The organism is Alkalibacillus silvisoli, assembly GCF_039521975.1.
GTDB classification, from domain to species: Bacteria; Bacillota; Bacilli; order Bacillales; family Alkalibacillaceae; genus Alkalibacillus; species Alkalibacillus silvisoli.
In genome coordinates this window covers 20,521-41,016 of record NZ_BAAACZ010000005.1, presented here as the reverse complement: position 1 = coordinate 41,016, position 20,496 = coordinate 20,521, and the positions used below count along the sequence as shown (strand labels likewise).

Annotated in this window: 16 protein-coding genes and 2 pseudogenes; 10 read left to right on the top strand and 8 right to left on the bottom strand. The window is 37.3% G+C overall.

Translation table 11 applies throughout. The features are described from left to right. Positions 1–150: 150 nt before the first annotated feature. A pseudogene (locus ABDZ63_RS02400) lies at positions 151–291 on the top strand (methyl-accepting chemotaxis protein); the annotation flags it as partial. A 470-nt stretch (positions 292–761) separates the two neighbouring features. Here the strand turns inward: ABDZ63_RS02400 and ABDZ63_RS02395 are convergent. After that, positions 762–2,099, bottom strand: coding sequence for an FAD-dependent oxidoreductase (locus ABDZ63_RS02395; protein WP_343781528.1), 1,338 nt, complete (start codon positions 2,097–2,099; stop codon positions 762–764). Positions 2,100–2,175: 76 nt separating this feature from the next. Next, the gene (locus ABDZ63_RS02390) at positions 2,176–2,997 is read right to left on the bottom strand and encodes a mechanosensitive ion channel family protein (RefSeq protein ID WP_343781526.1); all 822 of its coding nucleotides are present in this window, start codon (positions 2,995–2,997) and stop codon (positions 2,176–2,178) included. A 209-nt stretch (positions 2,998–3,206) separates the two neighbouring features. On the opposite strand from ABDZ63_RS02390, the gene ABDZ63_RS02385 reads away from it, so the two are divergent. Together ABDZ63_RS02385 and ABDZ63_RS02380 are read left to right on the top strand one after the other, a co-directional pair. Then, a complete protein-coding gene (locus tag ABDZ63_RS02385; protein WP_343781524.1) occupies positions 3,207–3,749 on the top strand; it encodes a peroxiredoxin in 543 nt (180 codons plus the stop codon). An 87-nt stretch (positions 3,750–3,836) separates the two neighbouring features. Further along, positions 3,837–4,277 carry a TlpA family protein disulfide reductase gene (locus ABDZ63_RS02380; protein ID WP_343781522.1) on the top strand — a complete coding sequence of 147 codons (441 nt, stop codon included), beginning with the start codon at positions 3,837–3,839 and terminating at the stop codon, positions 4,275–4,277. Between the two features lie 322 nt (positions 4,278–4,599). Here the strand turns inward: ABDZ63_RS02380 and ABDZ63_RS02375 are convergent, their stop codons facing one another. Together ABDZ63_RS02375 and ABDZ63_RS02370 are read right to left on the bottom strand one after the other, a co-directional pair. Next, positions 4,600–5,412 carry an ABC transporter permease gene (locus tag ABDZ63_RS02375; protein WP_343781521.1) on the bottom strand — a complete coding sequence of 271 codons (813 nt, stop codon included), beginning with the start codon at positions 5,410–5,412 and terminating at the stop codon, positions 4,600–4,602. Further along, positions 5,409–6,398: an ATP-binding cassette domain-containing protein gene (locus ABDZ63_RS02370; protein WP_343781520.1), complete on the bottom strand. Its 990-nt coding sequence runs from the start codon at positions 6,396–6,398 to the stop codon at positions 5,409–5,411. Before ABDZ63_RS02370 ends, ABDZ63_RS02375 begins: the two co-directional genes overlap by 4 nt. 378 nt (positions 6,399–6,776) lie before the next feature. On the opposite strand from ABDZ63_RS02370, the gene ABDZ63_RS02365 reads away from it, so the two are divergent. From ABDZ63_RS02365 to ABDZ63_RS02355, 3 genes are all read left to right on the top strand, one after another. Then, entirely contained in the window at positions 6,777–8,528 is a 1,752-nt protein-coding gene (locus ABDZ63_RS02365) for an ABC transporter ATP-binding protein (RefSeq protein WP_343781519.1), read from the top strand. Positions 8,529–8,543: 15 nt separating this feature from the next. Next, positions 8,544–10,367, top strand: a complete 1,824-nt coding sequence (locus ABDZ63_RS02360; protein ID WP_343781517.1) for an ABC transporter ATP-binding protein — start codon at positions 8,544–8,546, stop codon at positions 10,365–10,367. Between the two features lie 124 nt (positions 10,368–10,491). Further along, positions 10,492–11,160: a potassium channel family protein gene (locus ABDZ63_RS02355; protein WP_343781515.1), complete on the top strand. Its 669-nt coding sequence runs from the start codon at positions 10,492–10,494 to the stop codon at positions 11,158–11,160. A gap of 67 nt (positions 11,161–11,227) precedes the next feature. Here ABDZ63_RS02355 and ABDZ63_RS02350 read toward each other — a convergent pair. The 4 genes and pseudogenes from ABDZ63_RS02350 to def all read right to left on the bottom strand — a co-directional run bounded on the left by ABDZ63_RS02350 (position 11,228) and on the right by def (position 15,671). Beyond that, positions 11,228–12,456, bottom strand: a pseudogene (locus ABDZ63_RS02350) (ISL3 family transposase). Positions 12,457–12,822: 366 nt separating this feature from the next. Then, entirely contained in the window at positions 12,823–14,490 is a 1,668-nt protein-coding gene (gene rnjA, locus ABDZ63_RS02345) for a ribonuclease J1 (protein ID WP_343781514.1), read from the bottom strand. Between the two features lie 3 nt (positions 14,491–14,493). Beyond that, positions 14,494–14,703, bottom strand: coding sequence for a DNA-dependent RNA polymerase subunit epsilon (locus ABDZ63_RS02340; RefSeq protein WP_343781513.1), 210 nt, complete (start codon positions 14,701–14,703; stop codon positions 14,494–14,496). Between the two features lie 410 nt (positions 14,704–15,113). Continuing rightward, positions 15,114–15,671 carry a peptide deformylase gene (def, locus tag ABDZ63_RS02335; RefSeq protein WP_343781511.1) on the bottom strand — a complete coding sequence of 186 codons (558 nt, stop codon included), beginning with the start codon at positions 15,669–15,671 and terminating at the stop codon, positions 15,114–15,116. A 327-nt stretch (positions 15,672–15,998) separates the two neighbouring features. Here def and ABDZ63_RS02330 point away from each other — a divergent pair, with 327 nt between their 5' ends. The 4 genes from ABDZ63_RS02330 (at position 15,999) to ABDZ63_RS02315 (ending at position 20,494) form a co-directional block, all read left to right on the top strand. Continuing rightward, positions 15,999–16,655, top strand: coding sequence for a YkyA family protein (locus ABDZ63_RS02330; RefSeq protein ID WP_343781510.1), 657 nt, complete (start codon positions 15,999–16,001; stop codon positions 16,653–16,655). Positions 16,656–17,141: 486 nt separating this feature from the next. Continuing rightward, positions 17,142–18,185 (top strand): pyruvate dehydrogenase (acetyl-transferring) E1 component subunit alpha, encoded by a 1,044-nt coding sequence (gene pdhA, locus ABDZ63_RS02325; protein ID WP_343781809.1) that lies wholly within the window; start codon positions 17,142–17,144, stop codon positions 18,183–18,185. Between the two features lie 3 nt (positions 18,186–18,188). After that, a complete protein-coding gene (locus tag ABDZ63_RS02320) occupies positions 18,189–19,166 on the top strand; it encodes an alpha-ketoacid dehydrogenase subunit beta (protein ID WP_343781509.1) in 978 nt (325 codons plus the stop codon). Between the two features lie 29 nt (positions 19,167–19,195). Continuing rightward, a complete protein-coding gene (locus ABDZ63_RS02315) occupies positions 19,196–20,494 on the top strand; it encodes a dihydrolipoamide acetyltransferase family protein (protein WP_343781508.1) in 1,299 nt (432 codons plus the stop codon). Positions 20,495–20,496 lie beyond the last annotated feature (2 nt).

Genomic DNA, 20,496 nt, shown 5'->3' with positions numbered 1-20,496 from the left:
GGCGGACGCTTTCCGCGGGCACGGCCTCAGCTAACTTTGGCAAGAAAAGCATTTGCCAAAGTGGATCTTCGGCTCGCGCTGTTCCCGCAGGAGTCGCCGCCTCACGCGATGCCTCGAATGCTAGAAACGGCTAGTGGAAACCCTACGCAGTCATTAATTGATGGCATACACAAACTCGCTTCTCAACAAGAATCCTCTTTAGAGTCATTTAACAGATTAGTAGACAATGCTAATAAAGTTGAGCAAATTATTTCACTAGTTGGTGACATAGCAGAACAAACAAATTTACTCAAGCGATGTTGCCTTTTGAAGCTTCCGCAGCTACTTCCTCGAGCTTGTTCAACGGCTTAGTAATTACTCTAGCGGCGAAATACGCTAAAATACCTGACCAAATCACTCCTAATGTTAGTGTTGTTAAGGTAAAGACTACTTCAGATAAATTAATATAATGACTTAAATAATCATTAAGTACGCAAATGAAAAATCCACTCGTTGATTAAGTAATAGTGGCTAAGATTGTTGTAAAGATCACAAGCTTTAAACGTAAACTGAAGCGGAATTTTTTATTCCCCAATATAAACGCCCCCCTAGATTAAAAGTCTTGCTTCTATTGTTTTATTATATCGGAAAAAGTTCCAGTATAGTTGAAGAGGATGTCATATCTTTTCACAATTTAAAGACTTTTGTAAAACTCTGTATCTTTAAACGATGATCCTGCACCAAAAAGCCCCCAATTATTTGGAAGCTTATAGATAGGGTTATTATAGTGTTTTTCTTGCAGCTTGTTGAATAGGGTCCCACACGCCGTTGTAGGGTGGGGCATAAGATAAGTCTAAGTTAAGTAGCTGTTCAGTTGTCATGTTATGATATAAAGCTGTAGCTAAGACGTCAATTCGTTTATCAACGCCCTTAACGCCAATTACTTGTCCTCCTAATAATCGTTTAGATTGTTTTTCATACACAATTTTAACCGTAATTTTTTGACCTTTTTTATAATAGCCGGCAATCGCGTTCGTTTCGACTTTAACGGTGTCATATGGAATGTTTAATTGTTTAGTTTCTTTCTCTGATAATCCTGTTCTTCCTATATCTAAATCCAAAAACTTTAAGATGGACGTTCCAACAATTCCTTGAAATGCTCTATGCTGTCCAACCATATTCATACCAGCAATCATACCTTGTTTATTTGCTGTAGTACCAAGTGGGACAAAGTCATTTAGTTGTTTAACTCTATTGTAATGACTGGCGCAATCCCCAGCGGCATAAATATTTGGTATGTTTGTTTCCATATATGAATTAACAATCATTTCACCTTTTGATCCAAGATGAAAATCAGCTCTTGATACTAGCTCTGTATTTGGTTTAACCCCTACATTAATTAAGACCATGTCAGTAGGATATTTGTTTTGATCAGTAACAACGGCATTAACGTGGTGATCTCCGCTAAATGATTGAACTGATTCTTCAAAGATAAGCTCTACGCCTTTTTCTTCAGCCTCCTTATGAATTAGTTCAGCCATATCATAATCAATTGGATTCATTAACTGGTTACTCCGTTGGATGATACGGACGTTTTTCCCAATCTCTTTAAAGTTTTCTGCTAATTCTAAGCCGATGAAACCACCGCCAGCGATCGTAACTGTTTCAGGTTGGTGGTGGTCAATATAGTTTAGAATCTCTTTAGTATCAGGAATGTCCTTCATTGATAAAATGCCGTCTAATTTAATACCTTCCCAATCTGGTTGGACAGGACTAACGCCAGTTGCGATTAAAAGCTTGTCATACTCTATTTGAAAAGGCTTACCAGAAATCGTTTCAATACCTTTTACCATCTGTTTTTTTTCATCTATCTCTGTAACGTTGTGATGAATACGAGCATCAATGCCATATTTCTCACGGAAAACCTCAACAGGACGAGCAATCACATCCTCAGTAGATTCCACTTGACCACTAATGACATAAGGAAGGCCACATTGCCCATAAGAATAATATTGACCGCGTTCTAATGTAATAATCTCGTTTGAATCTTCACTTCCACGTGTTATTTGCATAGCTGCACTCATCCCAGAAGCATCCCCACCTATAATGACATACTTCATTTTAAATCACCTCTTGACTATAATATTCACATAAAATAAGAGCTCATGCTAATAAACATGAGCTCAATACTTCTTGTTATTCATCTTTATTTAAAACAACGCGATGAGGTAATGAAATTTCTATACCTTCTTCATCTAACGCCTCTCTCATGGCTTTACGTAAGTCGCGTTCAACAGCCCATTGTTCCATTTTTTCAGTTTGGGCAATTACGCGTAGGACAATATCAGATGAGCCAAAGCTCTGTACACCAACAACATCAGGTCCTTCTTTTAGTCGTTCATCACTGGTAAATTGGTCACATACATTTTGAAGAACACGAATAGCTTCGTCGATATTTTCTCCATATCCAATACTCATATCAACTAATGCACGCATATTTCCGCGGGTATGATTGTTTACGACTTGGATGTTACGGTTTGGGATATAGTGTAAAGTCCCGTCAAAGCCGCGTAATTTAGTCGTTCTTAACCCTAATTCCTCAACAACTCCATCATGACCACCGGCTGTGACATAATCATCTACATCAATTTGTTTTTCGATTAAAATAAAGAATCCTGTTACAACATCGCTCACTAACCCTTGAGCACCAAAGCCGATCGCTAAACCGACAACACCAGCACCAGCTAATATCGGGCCAAGCGGAATACCTAAAATGCCTAAGAAAGTCACGATAAAGAAAAACAGTAAAACGTATGTAAACACATTCAATGAGAGGTTCTCTAACGTTTTGGAGCGTCCTTCACTTAATTTTTGCCTTTTGGCTACTTGTTGAATGCTTGAAGCAACTAACCTTTTACCAAGTGGGGCAACAATTAAGTAGACAATGATGAGTAATAAAAGTTGTCCACCTATTGTAAGTAATGAATCGATCATAGCTTCAAAGTTAATAAAGTCCATAGTTTAAAAACCCTTTCTTTTTTATTACTTCTTTAAGTATATACCACATTCTTAACCTATCTAATCATATGTTTAAAAAATGGTAAATAGGTAACAATGAAACTGATAGATAAGTATGTGTCAAATATATATTCTTGACGAATGGTATAGATTTGTTATAATTTATATTTGTTCTAAACAATAAATACATATTAATGGAGGTATTGATCATGGCAGAACGTATGGTAGGTAAACAAGCACCACGCTTTGAAATGGATGCAGTAATGGCAGACAAAGAGTTTGGCAAAGTATCTCTTGAAGAGAATATGAAAGAAGATAAGTGGACAGTCCTATTCTATTATCCAATGGACTTCACTTTCGTATGCCCGACGGAAATTACAGCGATGTCTGATCGTTATGATGAGTTTGAAGACTTAGATGCAGAAGTAATCGGTGTTTCAACTGATACAATCCACACGCATTTAGCTTGGATTAACACGAGCCGTGAAGATAACGGTCTTGAACAATTAAAATACCCATTAGCAGCAGATACGAACCATCAAGTATCTAAAGACTATGGTGTATTAATTGAAGAAGAAGGTATCGCTTTACGTGGCCTATTTATCATTGACCCTGAAGGCGAATTAAAGTATGCTACAGTATTTCATAACGACATTGGTCGTGATGTAGACGAAACTCTACGTGTATTACAAGCACTACAAACTGGCGGTCTTTGCCCAGCAAACTGGAAGCCAGGACAAAAGACTCTATAAGTTAAGGGTAGTGAAATAAAAAGGGTCTAACATTCGTTTTAGTGTTAGGCCTTTTTCATTATAAGGAACGATTCAGGAGGATTAAACATGAAATTACGTACACCAATGCCTGAAATTACAGGCGCAACAGAATGGCTTAACGGTGAAGTTTCACGAGAAGACTTAGTTGGCGATAAACCAACGTTAATTCATTTCTGGTCAGTCAGTTGCGGCATGTGTAAAGAAGCGATGCCACAGATTAATCAATTCAGAGATGATTATGCGGATGAATTAAATGTAATCGCTGTTCATATGCCACGTTCTGAGAAGGACTTAGACCTTGAACAAATTAAAGAAGTAGCAGAAGAGCATGGTATTACTCAGTCTATTTTCGTTGACAATGAACACAAATTAACTGACGCATTTGAGAATGAATATGTCCCTGCCTATTATGTATTTGATGCTGAGGGTAACCTACGTCACTTTCAAGCTGGTGGAAGCGGCATGAAAATGTTAACGAAACGTGTTAACCGTGTTTTAGGTAAATAGTTTAAAGCTGTTTTAGCTTTATAGACTTTATAACATCATATACTTAATAAAATGTATAAGAGGTTGACAAAACTAAGCATTAATACACAAAACCCGAACGAAAATATAATTTCGTTCGGGTTTTATTTTGGCTCTACAATATTTGTTGGGGTAGAGACACAATTCAGAGTGAGGTTTTGGATGGCGGCCGCCCTGCGGGTGAAAGCGTCCACCGAAAGCGAATCACAATAACAACAACGGACTTTAACAGAGCGTTGGTTTAAGGCGCTTTGATGAATGCGCCGAATGGCATCATAAGTATATCTTTTGTCTCAAACCTTTGTTAATTTTTGTTTCGGAAGAAGTACATGGTTAAGGTTCCGAATAGAAGAATTAGGCCAATCGATATATATAGGATGATCATAATGTCGCTTGTTGTAGCGGTTCCATGAATAAGTCCACGAACAGCATCAACTACGAAGGTAATAGGGTTAATATCGACGAAATACTGAAGCCAATTTGGCATGGTTGATGGATCGACGAACACACTACTTAGAAATGTTAATGGAAACAGGATCATCATACTAATTGCCATCAATGCTTTTTCTGATCGGACAATAATACCTAACATCGTCCACACCCACGATAAGCTAAATGCGAACAATAGTAGTAAACTAACGGCAAATATGAGACCACTTAATCCATCTTCAGCTCTAAAGCCTAAAATGTAGCCAAGTGTAATCATGATGGTTGATGCAAGTGTATAACGTACTAAATCAACAAACAATGCCCCGACTAAAACGGAAGGCTGCCATATCGGTAATGTCCGAAAGCGGTCAAACACACCCTTTTCAATATCTTTGTTTAAATCAAGTCCAGTGTACATCGTAATCATAGCAACGGTCATAACGAGGATGCCTGGCAATACGTAATCTAAGTATTCACCTGTCGAACCTGAGATCGCACCGCCAAATAAGTAGGTGAACATTAATAAAAATATAATCGGAAAAATCGTCACATCAAAGAGCTGTTCTGGCACATAGCGGATCCGAAGTAAAGAACGCCAAGCAAATGTAGCAGAAGCACTGATAGCACTTGGTTTTTTAGGTCGATCGGTATGACTAATGGCATTTTCTAATGATGATTGGTTTTTCATGTAGCCACCTCCTCTTCTATTTGTGCTTGCTCTTGGTCTGAAGTTTTACCGGTTAATGTTAGGAAAACTTCATCTAGGCTCGGTTGACTCATTGAAAAGTCTTTAATTTGAACGTTAGCATTCGCTAATTCACCTAACGCTCTTGCAGCCTTTGCGTGTTCAGTAATCGTAACAGTTAATGAAATGTCCTCTTCTTTTATTGTAGCTGTTTGGTTAAATTGTTCTTTAAATATGCTAACTGCTTTTTCGAGCTCTTTTTCATCATCGAAATGAATAGCTAAACTACCTGCACCAATCGAAGCTTTTAATTCCTTGCTTGTTCCTTCTGCAATTAATTTCCCTTGGTCAATAACCCCAATCAAATCTGCTAATTGATCGGCTTCTTCTAAATATTGAGTCGTTAAAAAGACCGTCGTACCGTTCTTAACGAGAGTACGTACAATATCCCATACTTCATTTCGACTTCTTGGGTCAAGTCCTGTTGTTGGTTCATCTAAAAATAGTAGTTCTGGGGAAGTGACGATACTAGCGGCTATGTCAAGTCGGCGTCTCATTCCACCTGAATACTTTTTCACTTGGCGTTTAGCGGCATCTTCTAGTTTAAATGCTGCTAATAGATCCTTTGCCCGAATCTTTGCTTCTTTCTTTGAATAACCAACAAGTCGACCAATGAAGATTAAATTTTCTTTTCCAGACAGTTCTTCATCAACAGAAGCGAACTGTCCTGTTAAACTAATGGACTGTCTGACAAAATTGGCTTCTTGATCGAGGTCATACCCCATCACTTTTGCATGCCCTTCATTTGGTTTTAACAGTGTTGCTAACATACGAATCATGGTCGTTTTACCTGCGCCATTTGGACCGAGAAATCCATAGACGATCCCTTTAGGCACTCTAAGGCTGATCCCGTCAACGGCACGTTCTTTTCCAAACTCTTTTACCATATTATTCGCCTCAACAGCGAATGTGGTGTTGGTGTCTTTCATTTGATTTCCCTCCTTGTTCATACTCATTGATATTAACACAGTCATCAAAAGAGAACGTTAGACTTGGGACTGAAATTTATTCAGTCTATTGGTTCATTAACTAGAATTGTTAATCGAATTCCTTGGCTCACCCTATTAATAGGTCTTTCGTTCATCTGTAGGTTTACGTGACCTATCGATTTTACAGTCAATAACGATTAATCATTTTGTTTAGGATATTTTGAGTTTGATCTGCGCTGTTCTATTCGAAAAATGATAAAATAGTTATAAAATAAATTTTTTTCGAAAAATTTAAGCAAAAGGGTGGAAATTTATTTCGTATCCCGATATATTTATAAAAGCACCATTTTTGATTAAACAGAAAGTGAGGGAGAAGGCTTGGACATATTAAAAAAACTAAAAAAGTATTATTGGCCTTATCGACGGTTTTTAATACTTTCGTTAATTTCGATGATATTTGTAACGGTAATTACCGCTGCATATCCGGTTGTGCTTCAGTTGACGATTGATGAAGTTATTTATCCTGGAAACTTTGAATTAATACCTATGATCGTAATAGCATTTATAGTGTTAATGGGGATCAAAGCTTTAACGGTATATACTCAACAGTATTTAGGCGACTTATTCGGTATTTCAACGGTTTATAATGTACGAGACGACTTGTATAAAAAACTACAACGTCTATCCTTTAAATACTATGATAACGCTAAAACAGGTGATTTAATGTCTCGTTTAACAGCTGATGTAGAAGGCTTTCGTTTCTTCTTATCATTTGGTTTTGCAGAGATGTTACGGATCTTCTCAATGGTGACAGTTAGCTTATTAGTTATGTTCTACTATTCTGTACCACTTGCACTTGTCACAATGGCGGCTATGCCGTTTTTAGCCGTATCAGTTTATATGTTTGATAAACGTGTTCACCCTGCATTTTTAGGGATACGCCGTTCGTTCGGTCGAATGAATACACGTGTGCAAGAGAATGTTTCAGGGATGAACACTGTTAAGTCATTGTCACGTGAAGACTTTGAAATTGGAAGGTATGAAGAAAAAGGAGAAAATTACCGCGATCATTACTTAAAAACTGCTAAGATTTGGTCAAAATATATGCCGTTTATGGAGTTTGTCGGTAACGTATCTGTCGTAGCTTTATTAGCTTACGGTGGTTTTCTCGTTATGCAGGGTAGTTTACAACCTGGTGAGTTAGCTGCTTTCTTTTCCTTAGTTTGGATGTTCTTAGGTCCACTGATGAACTTTGGATTCGTCGTAAATATGTTCTCACAAGCAAAAGCGTCAGGAGAACGTTTATTAGAAGTTCTTGAGTCTGATTTAGAATTAGATGACTCAATAAAGCCAAAAGGTGAAAATATTAAAGGCCATGTCACTTTTAATCATGTGACATTAACTTATGTAGAGGATGACGATGAAGCTTTGAAAAATATTTCGTTTGATGCTCCATCTGGGAAAGTGGTTGGACTTATTGGTGCGACAGGGTCTGGTAAATCAAGCATTACGCAGTTAATGACACGATTTTATGAACCAGAACAAGGTGAAGTACTGATCGATGGTAGACCGACATCCGATTTTTCATTGAAAGACTTGCGTAAACATATTGGCTTCGTTCTTCAAGAGCCATTCTTATTTTCAACGACAATTAAAGAAAATATCGCTTACGGTAACCCAGAAGCGACTATGGATGACATTATTGATGCTGCTAAACGAGCGCAGGCACATGATTTCATTACCGAAATGCCAAATGGATATGACACGCTATTAGGTGAGCGTGGTATGGGCTTATCTGGCGGACAAAAACAAAGAATATCTATTGCTCGTGCTTTATTGATTGATCCAAGTATTCTAGTGTTGGATGATGCAACATCAGCAGTTGATATGCAAACAGAATTTAAAATTCAGGCCGCTTTAAAAGAAGTCATGCACGATCGTACAACGTTTATTATTGCTCATCGTATTTCATCACTAAAACATGCAGATGAAATTCTAGTATTAGAAGACGGTGAAATAGTTGAACGTGGTAAGCACGATTTCTTACTACAAAACAATGGACCATATCAGCGCATTTATGACATTCAATATCAAGACAGAGAAGCAATATTAGGAAAACAACATGTATAAAAGGAGGGGATGAGAATGGCTACTGAGACGAGGAAAGAAAGCCCTCATTTAAAACGATTTCACTACACACAAGATGTTGCTGTTGATAAGCCGTTTAACTGGAAACAGCTCGTGCGTTTATTAGAGTATTTAAAACCATATGCTAAAACGATTTTACCTATTGCTATTATCGCGATGTTAGTATCAACAGCTGTTAGAATAGTTGTTCCGATCTTAGTTGGTACAGTTGCTTTTGATGTTGCTATTGAAAATAATGACGCTAATTTACTGATGCAACTTATTGTAGGTATTGCAATATTGTATGGTTTGAGTTATATCGGCAACATGGTTAGGATTAAATACGTTAACCTACTTGGACAGAATGTTATATATGACTTACGTAAGCATTTGTTCTCGCATGTTCAAAGACTTTCGAATCGATTTTTTGATAATCGTTCAGCCGGAAGTATCATCGTAAGAATTATGAATGATATAAACTCATTACAAGAATTGTTCACTAACGGGATTATCAACTTGATCATGGACGTTATTACGCTAGTAAGTATTATCATTATATTATTTGTATTGAGTCCTGAATTAGCTGCGGCCGTTATTGTGATCATTCCAATTATGTTTTATATTTCAACTCGTTTACGTAAAAATATTCGCCGTTCTTGGCAGCAAGTAAGAATTCAACAGTCCCGTTTGAACTCACACTTAAACGAAAGTATACAAGGAATTCGTATTACGCAATCTTTTGCTCAAGAGAAGGAAAACACAGAGTTTTTTGACGGTGTTAATACTGATAATTACTCTAATTGGAAAACAGCGACGAAAAAGAGTGCGATGTTTAGACCGTTTGTTGAAATGAGTAACGCGTTTGGAGTTGCGATTTTATTAGCATTTGGTTCGTTTTTAATTATTACTGGTAATGTGACAGTTGGTGTTTTTATCACATTTGCGTTATTTATGAATATGTTCTGGGAGCCGATCTCAAGACTTGGCCAAATGTATAACCAATTATTAATGGCGATGTCAGCATCAGAGCGTATTTTTGAATTTCTAGATGAAGAGCCGAATGTAAAAGAAAAAGAAGATGCTAAGGCTTTAGATGATATTGAAGGGCATATTGAATTCGACAAAGTACAATTCGCTTATGATGAAAAACGTATTGCCTTACACGAAATTTCACTTGAGATGAAACCAGGTCAATCTGTAGCTTTAGTTGGTCACACAGGTTCAGGTAAGACAACGATCGCTAACTTAATTAACCGTTTCTATGATGTAACAAAGGGCGCGATTAAGATAGATGGCCATGATTTAAGAGATGTGAAACTAGATGATTTAAGACAAAGAATTAGTGTCGTCTTACAAGATACTTTTATCTTTTCAGGAACGATTATGGAAAACATACGCTTCGGCAGACCAGATGCATCTGATGATGAAGTGATTGAAGCGGCTAAAGTCGTTGGTGCTGATGAGTTTATTAGTCGATTAGCAGATAATTATGAAACAGAAGTAGAAGAGAGAGGTAATATTTTATCGGCTGGTGAACGTCAATTATTATCTTTTGCGCGTGCTTTACTGGCAGACCCACGAATTATCATTTTAGATGAAGCTACTGCCAGTATTGACACAGAAACTGAAGTTAAAATCCAAAAAGCGTTAAAGAGGTTATTAAAAGGGCGGACATCGATTATAATTGCACATCGCTTATCAACTATTCGCGATTCAGATAACATTATTGTTCTAGAACATGGTAAGATCTTAGAACAAGGTAGTCATGATGAACTAATGGAAAAACAAGGTGAGTATTATGGTCTTGTTAAATCACAGTTTCAAATGTTAGATGATCTATAATTAAAAAGTTAGCTGGCAGGTGCCAGCTAACTTTTTGTATACTATTTATCGTTAATGGTCACAAATGAGTTATAATATGGTAGACTATTTGCAGATAAAGCAATTTAGGAGGGGTGAAGGCAGATTGAGAAAGCGCTTATATGCAGTCATTGGACTAGGACGATTTGGTGGAAGCATTTGTAAAGAGCTAAGCCGTGAAGGAATGGAAGTATTAGCAATCGACAATGATGAAGAGAAGGTTAATGAATTTAAAGAAGTAGCCTCTCATGCTGTCATTGCCGATTCAACAGATGAAATTGCTTTAAAAGACCTTGGGTTTCGCAATATAGATCATGTAATTGTCGCTATTGGCGATAATGTGCACGCTAGTATACTAACAACTTTAATTGTTAAAGAGTTAGGAATTGAGACAATTACAGTCAAAGCACAAAATGATTACCATGAAAAAGTGTTAAATAAAATAGGTGCCGATGAGGTAGTACACCCAGAACGAGATATGGGAAAACGAATTGCGCATAGCATAATTTCAAGTAATATCCTAGACTATTTGGAGTTATCTGATGAACATAGCGTTGTTGAAGTAAAAGCAGGAGAGAAGATGGATGGTAATACATTAATTGATTTAGACATTCGTGCCCGTTTCGGTTGTAACGTTGTAGCTATTAAACGAGGCAAAGAGATAAACGTTTCTCCAATGGCAAATGATGTGATTGAGCAAGGAGACATTATAATTGTCATTGGTGCAGATAAAGACATTCACCGCTTTGAGAAAGCGTTAGTGATTGAAGATTAACCATTGAAAGTATAAAAGAAAGGTTCTAAGTCAAATGTTGGGGTGCTCTCTTAAGAGCACTCCTTAGTTATGCCATTTGGCCTTGTATATTCTTATATTTATGATGCAATAACACTTTTCGTCGCAGGCGATCAAACCGCCGAAAACCAAACGCTTGGCGCTTAATCACTTTCGTCTGATTATTAATCCCTTCAATGTAACCATTGTGTAAGTTATAACTAAAGCTGTTCATGATTTCTTTTTGCCAATTCTGAAGCGTTTCAATCGCCTTCTCGAACTCGGGTATCGCTGATGCTCTTACGGTATCGTAAAAATCATATAAGTCCGTTTTAATGGTACTTAAGGCTTCAGATCCTAAACGTTTAGCGTTGTCAAACCAATCGCAAAACCATTCTTTCAGTAAATAAGCACTGGTCAATACATCCGATTTATCACAATAGTGATGAAGATACCAATCTTGTTTAGTACTTAACGTGCTACGTCGTTTCATGAAAACATGACGCATGTTTTTGCACTTATTACGATCATAGTCATCGAATTCGTGCTGAACACGCCTTCTAACGCGATCCAAGGCCCAATACATATAACGAACAAAATGAAAGCGATCCGCCACAATAACCGGTTGGTTTAATGCCTGATCCACAGCGGCCTTATAGGATGGACTCATATCCATGACGACGACATCGACGGTATCTGCGTGGTCTTTGAGATAATGGTAGACCGTGGATTTCTTACGATCTTTTAAGATATCAATCGGCTCTCGTTTGATGGATCTGTGATGATGGTTTGAAAGCGTTCGCCATCTGTATCCCCCTTAAAATCATCAATCGCAATGATGGAAGGAAGTTGTTGCGTTTCCTTTAGAAGGGATTCACTAATCGTATCAAAGCGTCTCATCACCGTTGTTGGTGAAACGCCGAATCGTTGGGCTGTATCTTTGAACGTTTTACCATGAATCGTTTCAAGCCCTATAGCTTGATTAAACTCTTGTGATTGGCGCTGATAACGATCGACAAGATCATTCGTTTCATCAAATCGTTTCCGGCAAGTAATATGGTGACATTGATAGCGCCGTTTGCGATACCAAATCATCGTAGGGCGATTGAATACTCGATTGTGTTTAATTTTTTGCCAGCGATAATCATGAACCTTTTGAGTCGATGTTTGGCATGCAGGACACGCAATCACCTCACGCGGACGTTCGACATAGATGTGATAATAGCCATTTTCGTCTCGCGTTTCAATGACGTGAAAGCTTTCCAATCCTGGTAAGGTCATGTTATGATGCATATGCACGCAGCTCCTTTGCTTTGTTTTGGTGGTATAAAACAAGGATAACAAATAAGGAGTTTGCGTGCTTTTTTTGTTTCAACAAACCGCTAAGTTGGTGTCAGTTGAGGAGCGTCGGTGGTGACGCCTGCGGGAACAGCACGCGTCTCGAGACCCCGCAGGCCACGCTTTTCGGCCGAGGAGGCTCGAGCCGTGCCCGCGGGCAAGCATCCACCGTAAGCGGATCACCTGACGCCAACGGCCGCCATCCAAAACCTCACTCTGAATTGTGTCTCTACCCCAACAAATATTGTAGAGCCAAAAGAAAAGACCCCGCAATAGCTATTTTGCTATTGCGGGGTCTTTTTGCTATGTGGATAGGAATGAATGATATTATACTTCCATAATAATTGGTAAAATCATTGGGCGACGCTTTGTTTTATCATATAAGAACGGTTGAATTGTATCAGTAATTTCATTTTTAATTTCTGACCATTGTGTCGTCTTGCGTTCCATAACCTTTTCTAGATGGTTTGCAACTAAACCTTGTGCATCCTTAATTAAGTCTTCAGATTCTCGCATATATACGAATCCTCTTGAAATGATGTCAGGTCCAGATGCGATTCTAAATTCTTTCATGTCAATACTTACGACCACAATGACTAACCCTTCTTCTGATAAAATACGTCTATCTCTTAAGACAATATTCCCGATATCGCCAATACCGCTTCCGTCAACATATACAGAACCAGATGGAATCTTACCTGCTACACCTACTTTATTTTTGCCAATTGCTAGGACATCACCATTGTCCATGATGAAGCTATTATTACGTGGAACACCGCAATCCTCAGCTAAATTAATATGTTCAGCTAACATGCGATATTCACCGTGGATCGGCATAAAGTACTTAGGTTTCATAAGTCGTAGCATTAATTTTTGCTCTTCTTGGCCCCCGTGACCAGATGTGTGAATATCATTTAATGAACCGTGAATGACATTCGCCCCGGCACGATATAGTTTATTAATATTTCGATTAATGCTAATCGTGTTCCCTGGAATTGGAGATGAAGAGAATACGACTGTATCATCTGGTTGTATTTGAATGTGACGGTGTGTACCATTAGCAATTCTTGATAATGCAGCTAATGTTTCACCTTGCGAACCAGTACATAAAATAACTAACTCTTCGCTAGGAATTTTGTTAATTTGATTTGGTTCTACGAATGTATCTTTTGGAGCTTGGATGTATCCTAGCTTTTGACCAATCTTAATTGCATTTTCCATGCTACGTCCAAACACCGCTATTTTACGTCCGTTTTGGACTGCAGATTGGACGACTTGTTGTAAGCGATATATGTTTGAGGCGAATGTCGCAAAAATAATTCGCCCCTCAACGTCGTCAAATATGTCTTGTATGCTTTTTCCAACAACACTTTCTGATAAAGTGAATCCTGGGATTTCACTATTTGTACTGTCGGAAAGTAAGCAAAGGACGCCCTCAGCACCGATTTCAGCCATTTTAGTTAAGTTAGCTGGTTCACCGACTGGAGTGAAGTCAAATTTAAAGTCTCCTGTATGAACAATGTTACCAGGAGGTGTTTTAACGACAATTCCGAATGAATCTGGAATACTGTGGGTCGTGCGGTAAAACGTGACGGACGTTTTACGGAATTTTATGACGTCATCTTCTTGAATTTCATTTAAGTTAGCACCACGTAATAAACCGTGTTCTTCTAACTTGTTGCGTAGTAGTCCTATAGCTAGCTTTCCACCGTAAATTGGAATATTCATTTCTCTTAGTAAATATGGAATCCCACCAATGTGGTCTTCGTGTCCGTGTGTAATAAACAATCCTTTAATCTTGTCTTGGTTTTGGATTAAATACGTATAGTCAGGAATGACATAGTCGATTCCAAGCAATTCATCTTCTGGGAATTTAATCCCGGCATCAATTAAGATAATTTCATCTTGAAATTGAACACCATACGTATTTTTACCAATTTCACCAAGACCGCCTAAGGCAAAGATTGCGACTTGATCATTTTTGACGAATTTCATTTGTTAGAGATTCTCCACTGTAAAATCTTCGGATTGTTGTTCATAAGCTAAATGATCCTCACTCAGCTCTTGGACATGTTCGATATTGTAATTACGGTCTGCTAGCTTTTTACGGACTTCACGTTTGCTTTCAGCTTCAATGTACAACGTTTGAGTTTCTTCGCGTACAGGTGATTCTGAAATGTCTTCTTGATATAACACTTTAAAAATCATTGTTTACTCTCCTTATTTTGTTGTTTTAGAACGTGCATTCCTACCCGTATAGCTATATTAAATGCAAATATGCATTATAAAATATGTTAAGTGTTAATTACTTAGCTGTGTAAGAGAATTTAATAAAGTTATAAAAAAGGTTTGATTCAAGCTTTTAAACCTTGTTTTGATCGTAATAATTTTTTTAATTTGTTTTTAATCTTGTCTCTTAAACGTTTTAACATTATATCATACATCTCCTTCCAGTATGATATAGGAACGTTTGCTACTTAAGAGATTGTGATTATTACTGCAAATTCTTTTAATTATTATCCACTTCTTACCTTTATTATATACTGTTAGAACATAGAATTAAAATGATAAATATAAAAAAGTGCTGAAAACTAAAATTCAGCACTTAAATTATCGTGTTATATTTCTTCTGCAGATATCGCGTTAGCTGGAGGGGTCAATGGGGATTGTTGATTGATATGATCATAAAACATGACACCATTAAGGTGGTCGATTTCATGCTGTAAGACAATCGCTGCATAACCTTTTAGTCTTAATTTCACTTCTTCACCTTCTAGTGTTGTCGCTTTAACAGTAATGCGTGCATATCTTGGAACGATTCCAGGAACTTCACGATCTACACTTAAACAACCTTCACCATCGGGTAAGTAAGTCTCTTCAACAGAGTGGCTCATTATTTTTGGATTGAATAATCCATAACTATATTCTCGCTCATTAAAATCAGTAAAATGTACAGCAATCATACGTTTTGACAAACCGATTTGAGGGGCTGCTAAACCAACACCTGGTCTTAAATTAAATTTATCGGCTAATTTTTCATCTTGACTATTTTTAACGTATTCTAACATTTGTGCTAAAGTGTCCTGATCCTCTTTAGAAGGAGGAAGGGAAACTTCGTCTGCTTTTTGTTTTAATACGTCATGACCTTCTTTTACAATGTCCTCCATAGTAATCATTAAATTCATCCTTTCAATTGAGTTAAGTTCTTAGTTCGTTTTAGATCCTTATTAATTTTATCATAAAATATTTTAATTCTTAATTAATCCATAATATTTTTGAATAGTTAATTGTGGTATACTAATTTTTAGAATATGCCTGTTACATCTAGTGAACCACATGTAAAGAACGTTATGTAGTTAATTATTTATAACTAAGCTTTGTTGAAGGTCGTGATTTAAGTGCAAAGGTTTAAATATAATCATTATACTTTAACAAAGGCAATAACTAAAATTATGAACGGGTGTGCGGTAATACTAGAGGACGTATGAAAGAGGGGTTAAACAATGAAGAAATTATTATTATCAACGGTTTTAGTACTAGGCTTAATCGTATTAGCGGCATGTAATGGTGGCGACCAAGCAGCTGAAAACATGTATGACCATTTAGAATCATCGGTTGAAATTGAAGAAGCATTCCATGAAACACAAGCTGAATTAGTGGAGTTAGAACAAGAAGAGCATGCACTTTATAATGAAATGATTGAAGTGAATGTGGATGAGTTAGATGAGATTGAAGGAACAGTGAATGAAGCATTAGAATTACTTGAAGAACGTCGTCAATTAATGGAACAAGAAATGGAAAGTATTGATGCGGCTAAAGAAGAGTTTGATCAAGTCGAGCAATATATAGAGGATTTAGAGGAAGAAACGCAATCTATTGCTAATGAAATGTTAGAAAAGATGAACGAACGTTACGATTCATTTGTTGAATTATACGATGCGTACATGCAATCATTAGATTATGATCAAGAGCTATACGAAATGTTATTAGATGAAGAACTTGAAGGTGAAACTTTAGATGAACAAGTTGATTTAGTGAATAGCAGTTATGATGATATTACTGAAGCACAAGAAACGTTTAACGAACACACAAATGAGTTTAATGAAATAAAACGCGAATTTTATGAAGCGGTTGAATTAGAAGTAGAATTCGTTGATTAATCCAATAGTTGTTGTAATACAGTGCATACTTTTAATAGTATGCACTGTTTTTATTGATTAACCAATTTAGAAAGCGTTTGCAGAGTAAAGTGATATTAAGAGATAGATCAATTTTGTTTAGTTTGAATTCAAGGGATATCTGTTATAAAACAGTTAGCATTAAATATTATAACAGATTGATAAACTTAACTAGTAGATTTAGTAGGGATATAGTGAAAACCCTTTGCAATAAAAGTGTTTGACTAATGAAGTCGCTTTAAGATAAACTACTCATTAGGTGAATATTGTACTAATCACTTTTCAATTGAGTAATGTAACAGTTCTCTATGATTAAGGCTAATTAATAATGGGTACATATATAAAAGGTAGGATTAGTACTCTAAGAATTGGCAAACTTATAATAAGTAATAATCTTAAGCTAGGAAGGAAGAGGTGACTAGAGTGAGTTTTAAAAATCCACTTGAAGGTATCGAAGAAAAGTTTGAAATGATTCAAATTTTAGATGAAGATGGTCAAATTGTTGATAAAGACAATGTACCAGATTTATCAGATGACGATCTAGTTGAATTGATGCGTCGTATGGTCTATACACGTGTATTAGACCAACGCTCTATTGCTTTAAATCGTCAAGGGCGTTTAGGTTTCTACGCTCCAACTGCTGGTCAGGAGGCTTCACAATTAGGTAGTCATTTTGCTATGGAGAAGGAGGACTTCATATTACCAGCTTACCGTGATGTACCTCAATTAATTTTCCATGGTCTACCATTATATCAAGCATTTTTATTCTCACGCGGACATTATCATGGTAACCAAATGCCAGAAGATGTGAATGCAGTGAGCCCGCAAATTATTATTGGTGCGCAAATTACACAAGCAGCTGGTGTTGCATTAGGATTTAAACGTAAAGGTAAATCAAATGTAGCTATAACATACACAGGTGATGGTGGTGCATCACAAGGTGATTTCTATGAAGGTGTTAACTTTGCTGGTGCTTATCAAGCTCCTGCTATTTTTGTAGTGCAAAATAACCAATTCGCGATTTCAGTACCTGTAGAAAAGCAGTCAGCTGCTAAAACAATTGCACAAAAAGCAGCAGCTGCAGGTGTACCAGGCTACTTAGTTGATGGTATGGACGTATTAGCCGTATACCAAATCGTTAAAGAGGCTCGTGATCGTGCAGTTAACGGTGAAGGCCCAACGTTAATTGAAACAATGACTTACCGTTACGGACCACATACGATGGCAGGTGACGACCCGACTCGTTATCGTACAGATGATATGGATGATAAATGGGAGAAGCGTGATCCTATAGTGCGTTTCCGTAAGTACTTAGAAGGTAAAGACTTATGGTCAGAAGAGAAAGAAAATGAAGTAGTTGAAACAGCAAAAGAAGAAATTAAAGCGGCAATTAAGAAAGCAGACCAGCAAGATAAACAGAAAGTTACTGACTTAATGTCAATTATGTATGAGGAACTTCCACAAAACCTAAATGAACAGATGGAAGAATATAAAGAAAAGGAGTCGAAGTAAACAATGGCACAAATGACGATGATTCAAGCAATTACAAATGCCCTTCATACGGAATTAAAAAATGATGAAGACGTCCTTGTGTTCGGTGAAGACGTCGGTCAAAACGGCGGTGTATTCCGTGCGACAGAAGGCTTGCAAGAAGAGTTTGGAGAAGAACGTGTATTTGATACACCGTTAGCTGAATCAGCCATTATTGGTCTTGCTGTTGGTATGTCAACACAAGGTTTACGCCCAGTTCCTGAATTACAGTTCTTCGGCTTCGTTTATGAAGCAATGGATGCTGTAAGTGGTCAAGCAGCTCGTATGCGTTATCGTTCTGGTGGTCGTTGGCATGCTCCGATTACTATTCGTTCACCGTTTGGTGGCGGTGTTCATACACCAGAATTGCACGCAGACAGTTTAGAAGGTTTAATGGCACAGCAACCTGGATTAAAAGTTGTCATTCCATCAAACCCATACGATGCAAAAGGACTTTTAATCCAGTCTATTCGTGATAACGATCCTGTTATTTTCTTAGAACATATGAAACTTTATCGTTCATTCCGTGAAGAAGTACCAGAAGAAGAGTACACAATTGATTTAGGTAAAGCTAATGTAAAACGTGAAGGTAATGACATCACATTTGTTGCATATGGTGCTATGGTTCATGCAGCATTAAAAGCAGCAGATGAGTTGAAAGAAGAAGGAATTGAAGCAGAAGTAATTGACTTACGTACTGTAAGCCCAATTGATATGGATACTATTATTGAATCAGTAGAAAAAACAAACCGTGCAGTTGTTATTCAAGAAGCACAAAAACAAGCAGGTGTTGCGGCTAGTATCGTATCGGAAATTCAGGAGCGTGCTATTTTACACCTAGAAGCTCCAGTACTACGTGTTGCTGCACCGGATACAGTTTATCCATTCTCTGAAGCTGAAGAAGTATGGTTACCAAATCATAATGATATCGTGGAGAAAGCGAAGCAATCGATTAATTTTTAATAAAACCATTAGAATAGGAGGGTATTATCGTGGCCTTTGAATTTAAGCTACCGGATATCGGTGAAGGTATACATGAAGGTGAGATTGCCAAGTGGTTTATTAAACCTGGTGATGAAATTCAAGAAGACGATGTATTATGTGAAGTTCAAAACGATAAAGCAGTAGTCGAGATCCCTTCGCCAGTTGAAGGTACTGTTAAAGATGTGAAAGTAGATGAAGGTGAAGTCGCGATTGTTGGCGATACAATTGTTACAATTGATGCAGAAGGTTATGAATCTGAAGACTCAGAAGATGACTCTAGTGAAGAAGCGTCTAAAGAAGAGTCAAAGGAAGATTCTAAAGAAGAAGCAAAAGCTAAAGCAAGTGAAAAAGATAGCAGTAATAAAACAGAAAGAGATGCTAGCACACGTGTAATTGCAATGCCATCAGTCCGTAAATATGCTCGTGACAATGACGTCGATATTTCTCAAGTGCAAGCATCAGGTAAAAACGGTCGTATTTTAAAAGAAGACGTTGATCAATTCTTAAGTGGAGATCAAAAAGCTGAAGCAGCAACTGAATCACAATCAGAAGAAGCAACGTCTGAACAGGCAGAAAGTAAAAAAGAACCTGTCTTAGAAGGACAATACCCTGAAACACGTGAGAAAATTAGTGGTATTCGTAAAGCAATTGCTAAGGCAATGGTTAACTCTAAACATACAGCCCCTCACGTTACGTTAATGGACGAGGTTGATGTAACAGAACTAGTTAATCACCGTAAGAAGTTTAAAGAGGTTGCAAAAGAGCAGGACATTAAGCTAACTTACTTACCTTACGTTGTAAAAGCTTTAGTATCGACACTTAAGAAGTATCCAGTGTTAAATACATCTTTTGATGATGATACTGAAGAATTAATTCAAAAGCATTACTACAATATTGGTATTGCAGCCGATACAGATAAAGGTTTATTAGTACCAGTCGTAAAAGACGCTGAGAGTAAGTCCATCTTCCAAATCTCAAATGAAGTTAACGAGTTGGCAACTAAAGCTCGTGATGGTAAACTATCTTCAGAAGAAATGAAAGGTGCATCTAGTTCAATCACCAATATAGGTTCAGCTGGAGGTAAATGGTTTACACCAGTTATTAACCATCCAGAAGTAGCTATTTTAGGAATTGGTCGTATTAGTGAACAGCCAGTTGTACGTGATGGCGAAGTAGTAGCAGCTCCAGTGTTAGCTATTTCATTAAGCTTCGACCATCGTATGATTGATGGTGCAACAGCACAACATGCTATGAACCATGTAAAACGTTTACTAAATGATCCACAACTAATTATGATGGAGGCGTAGAT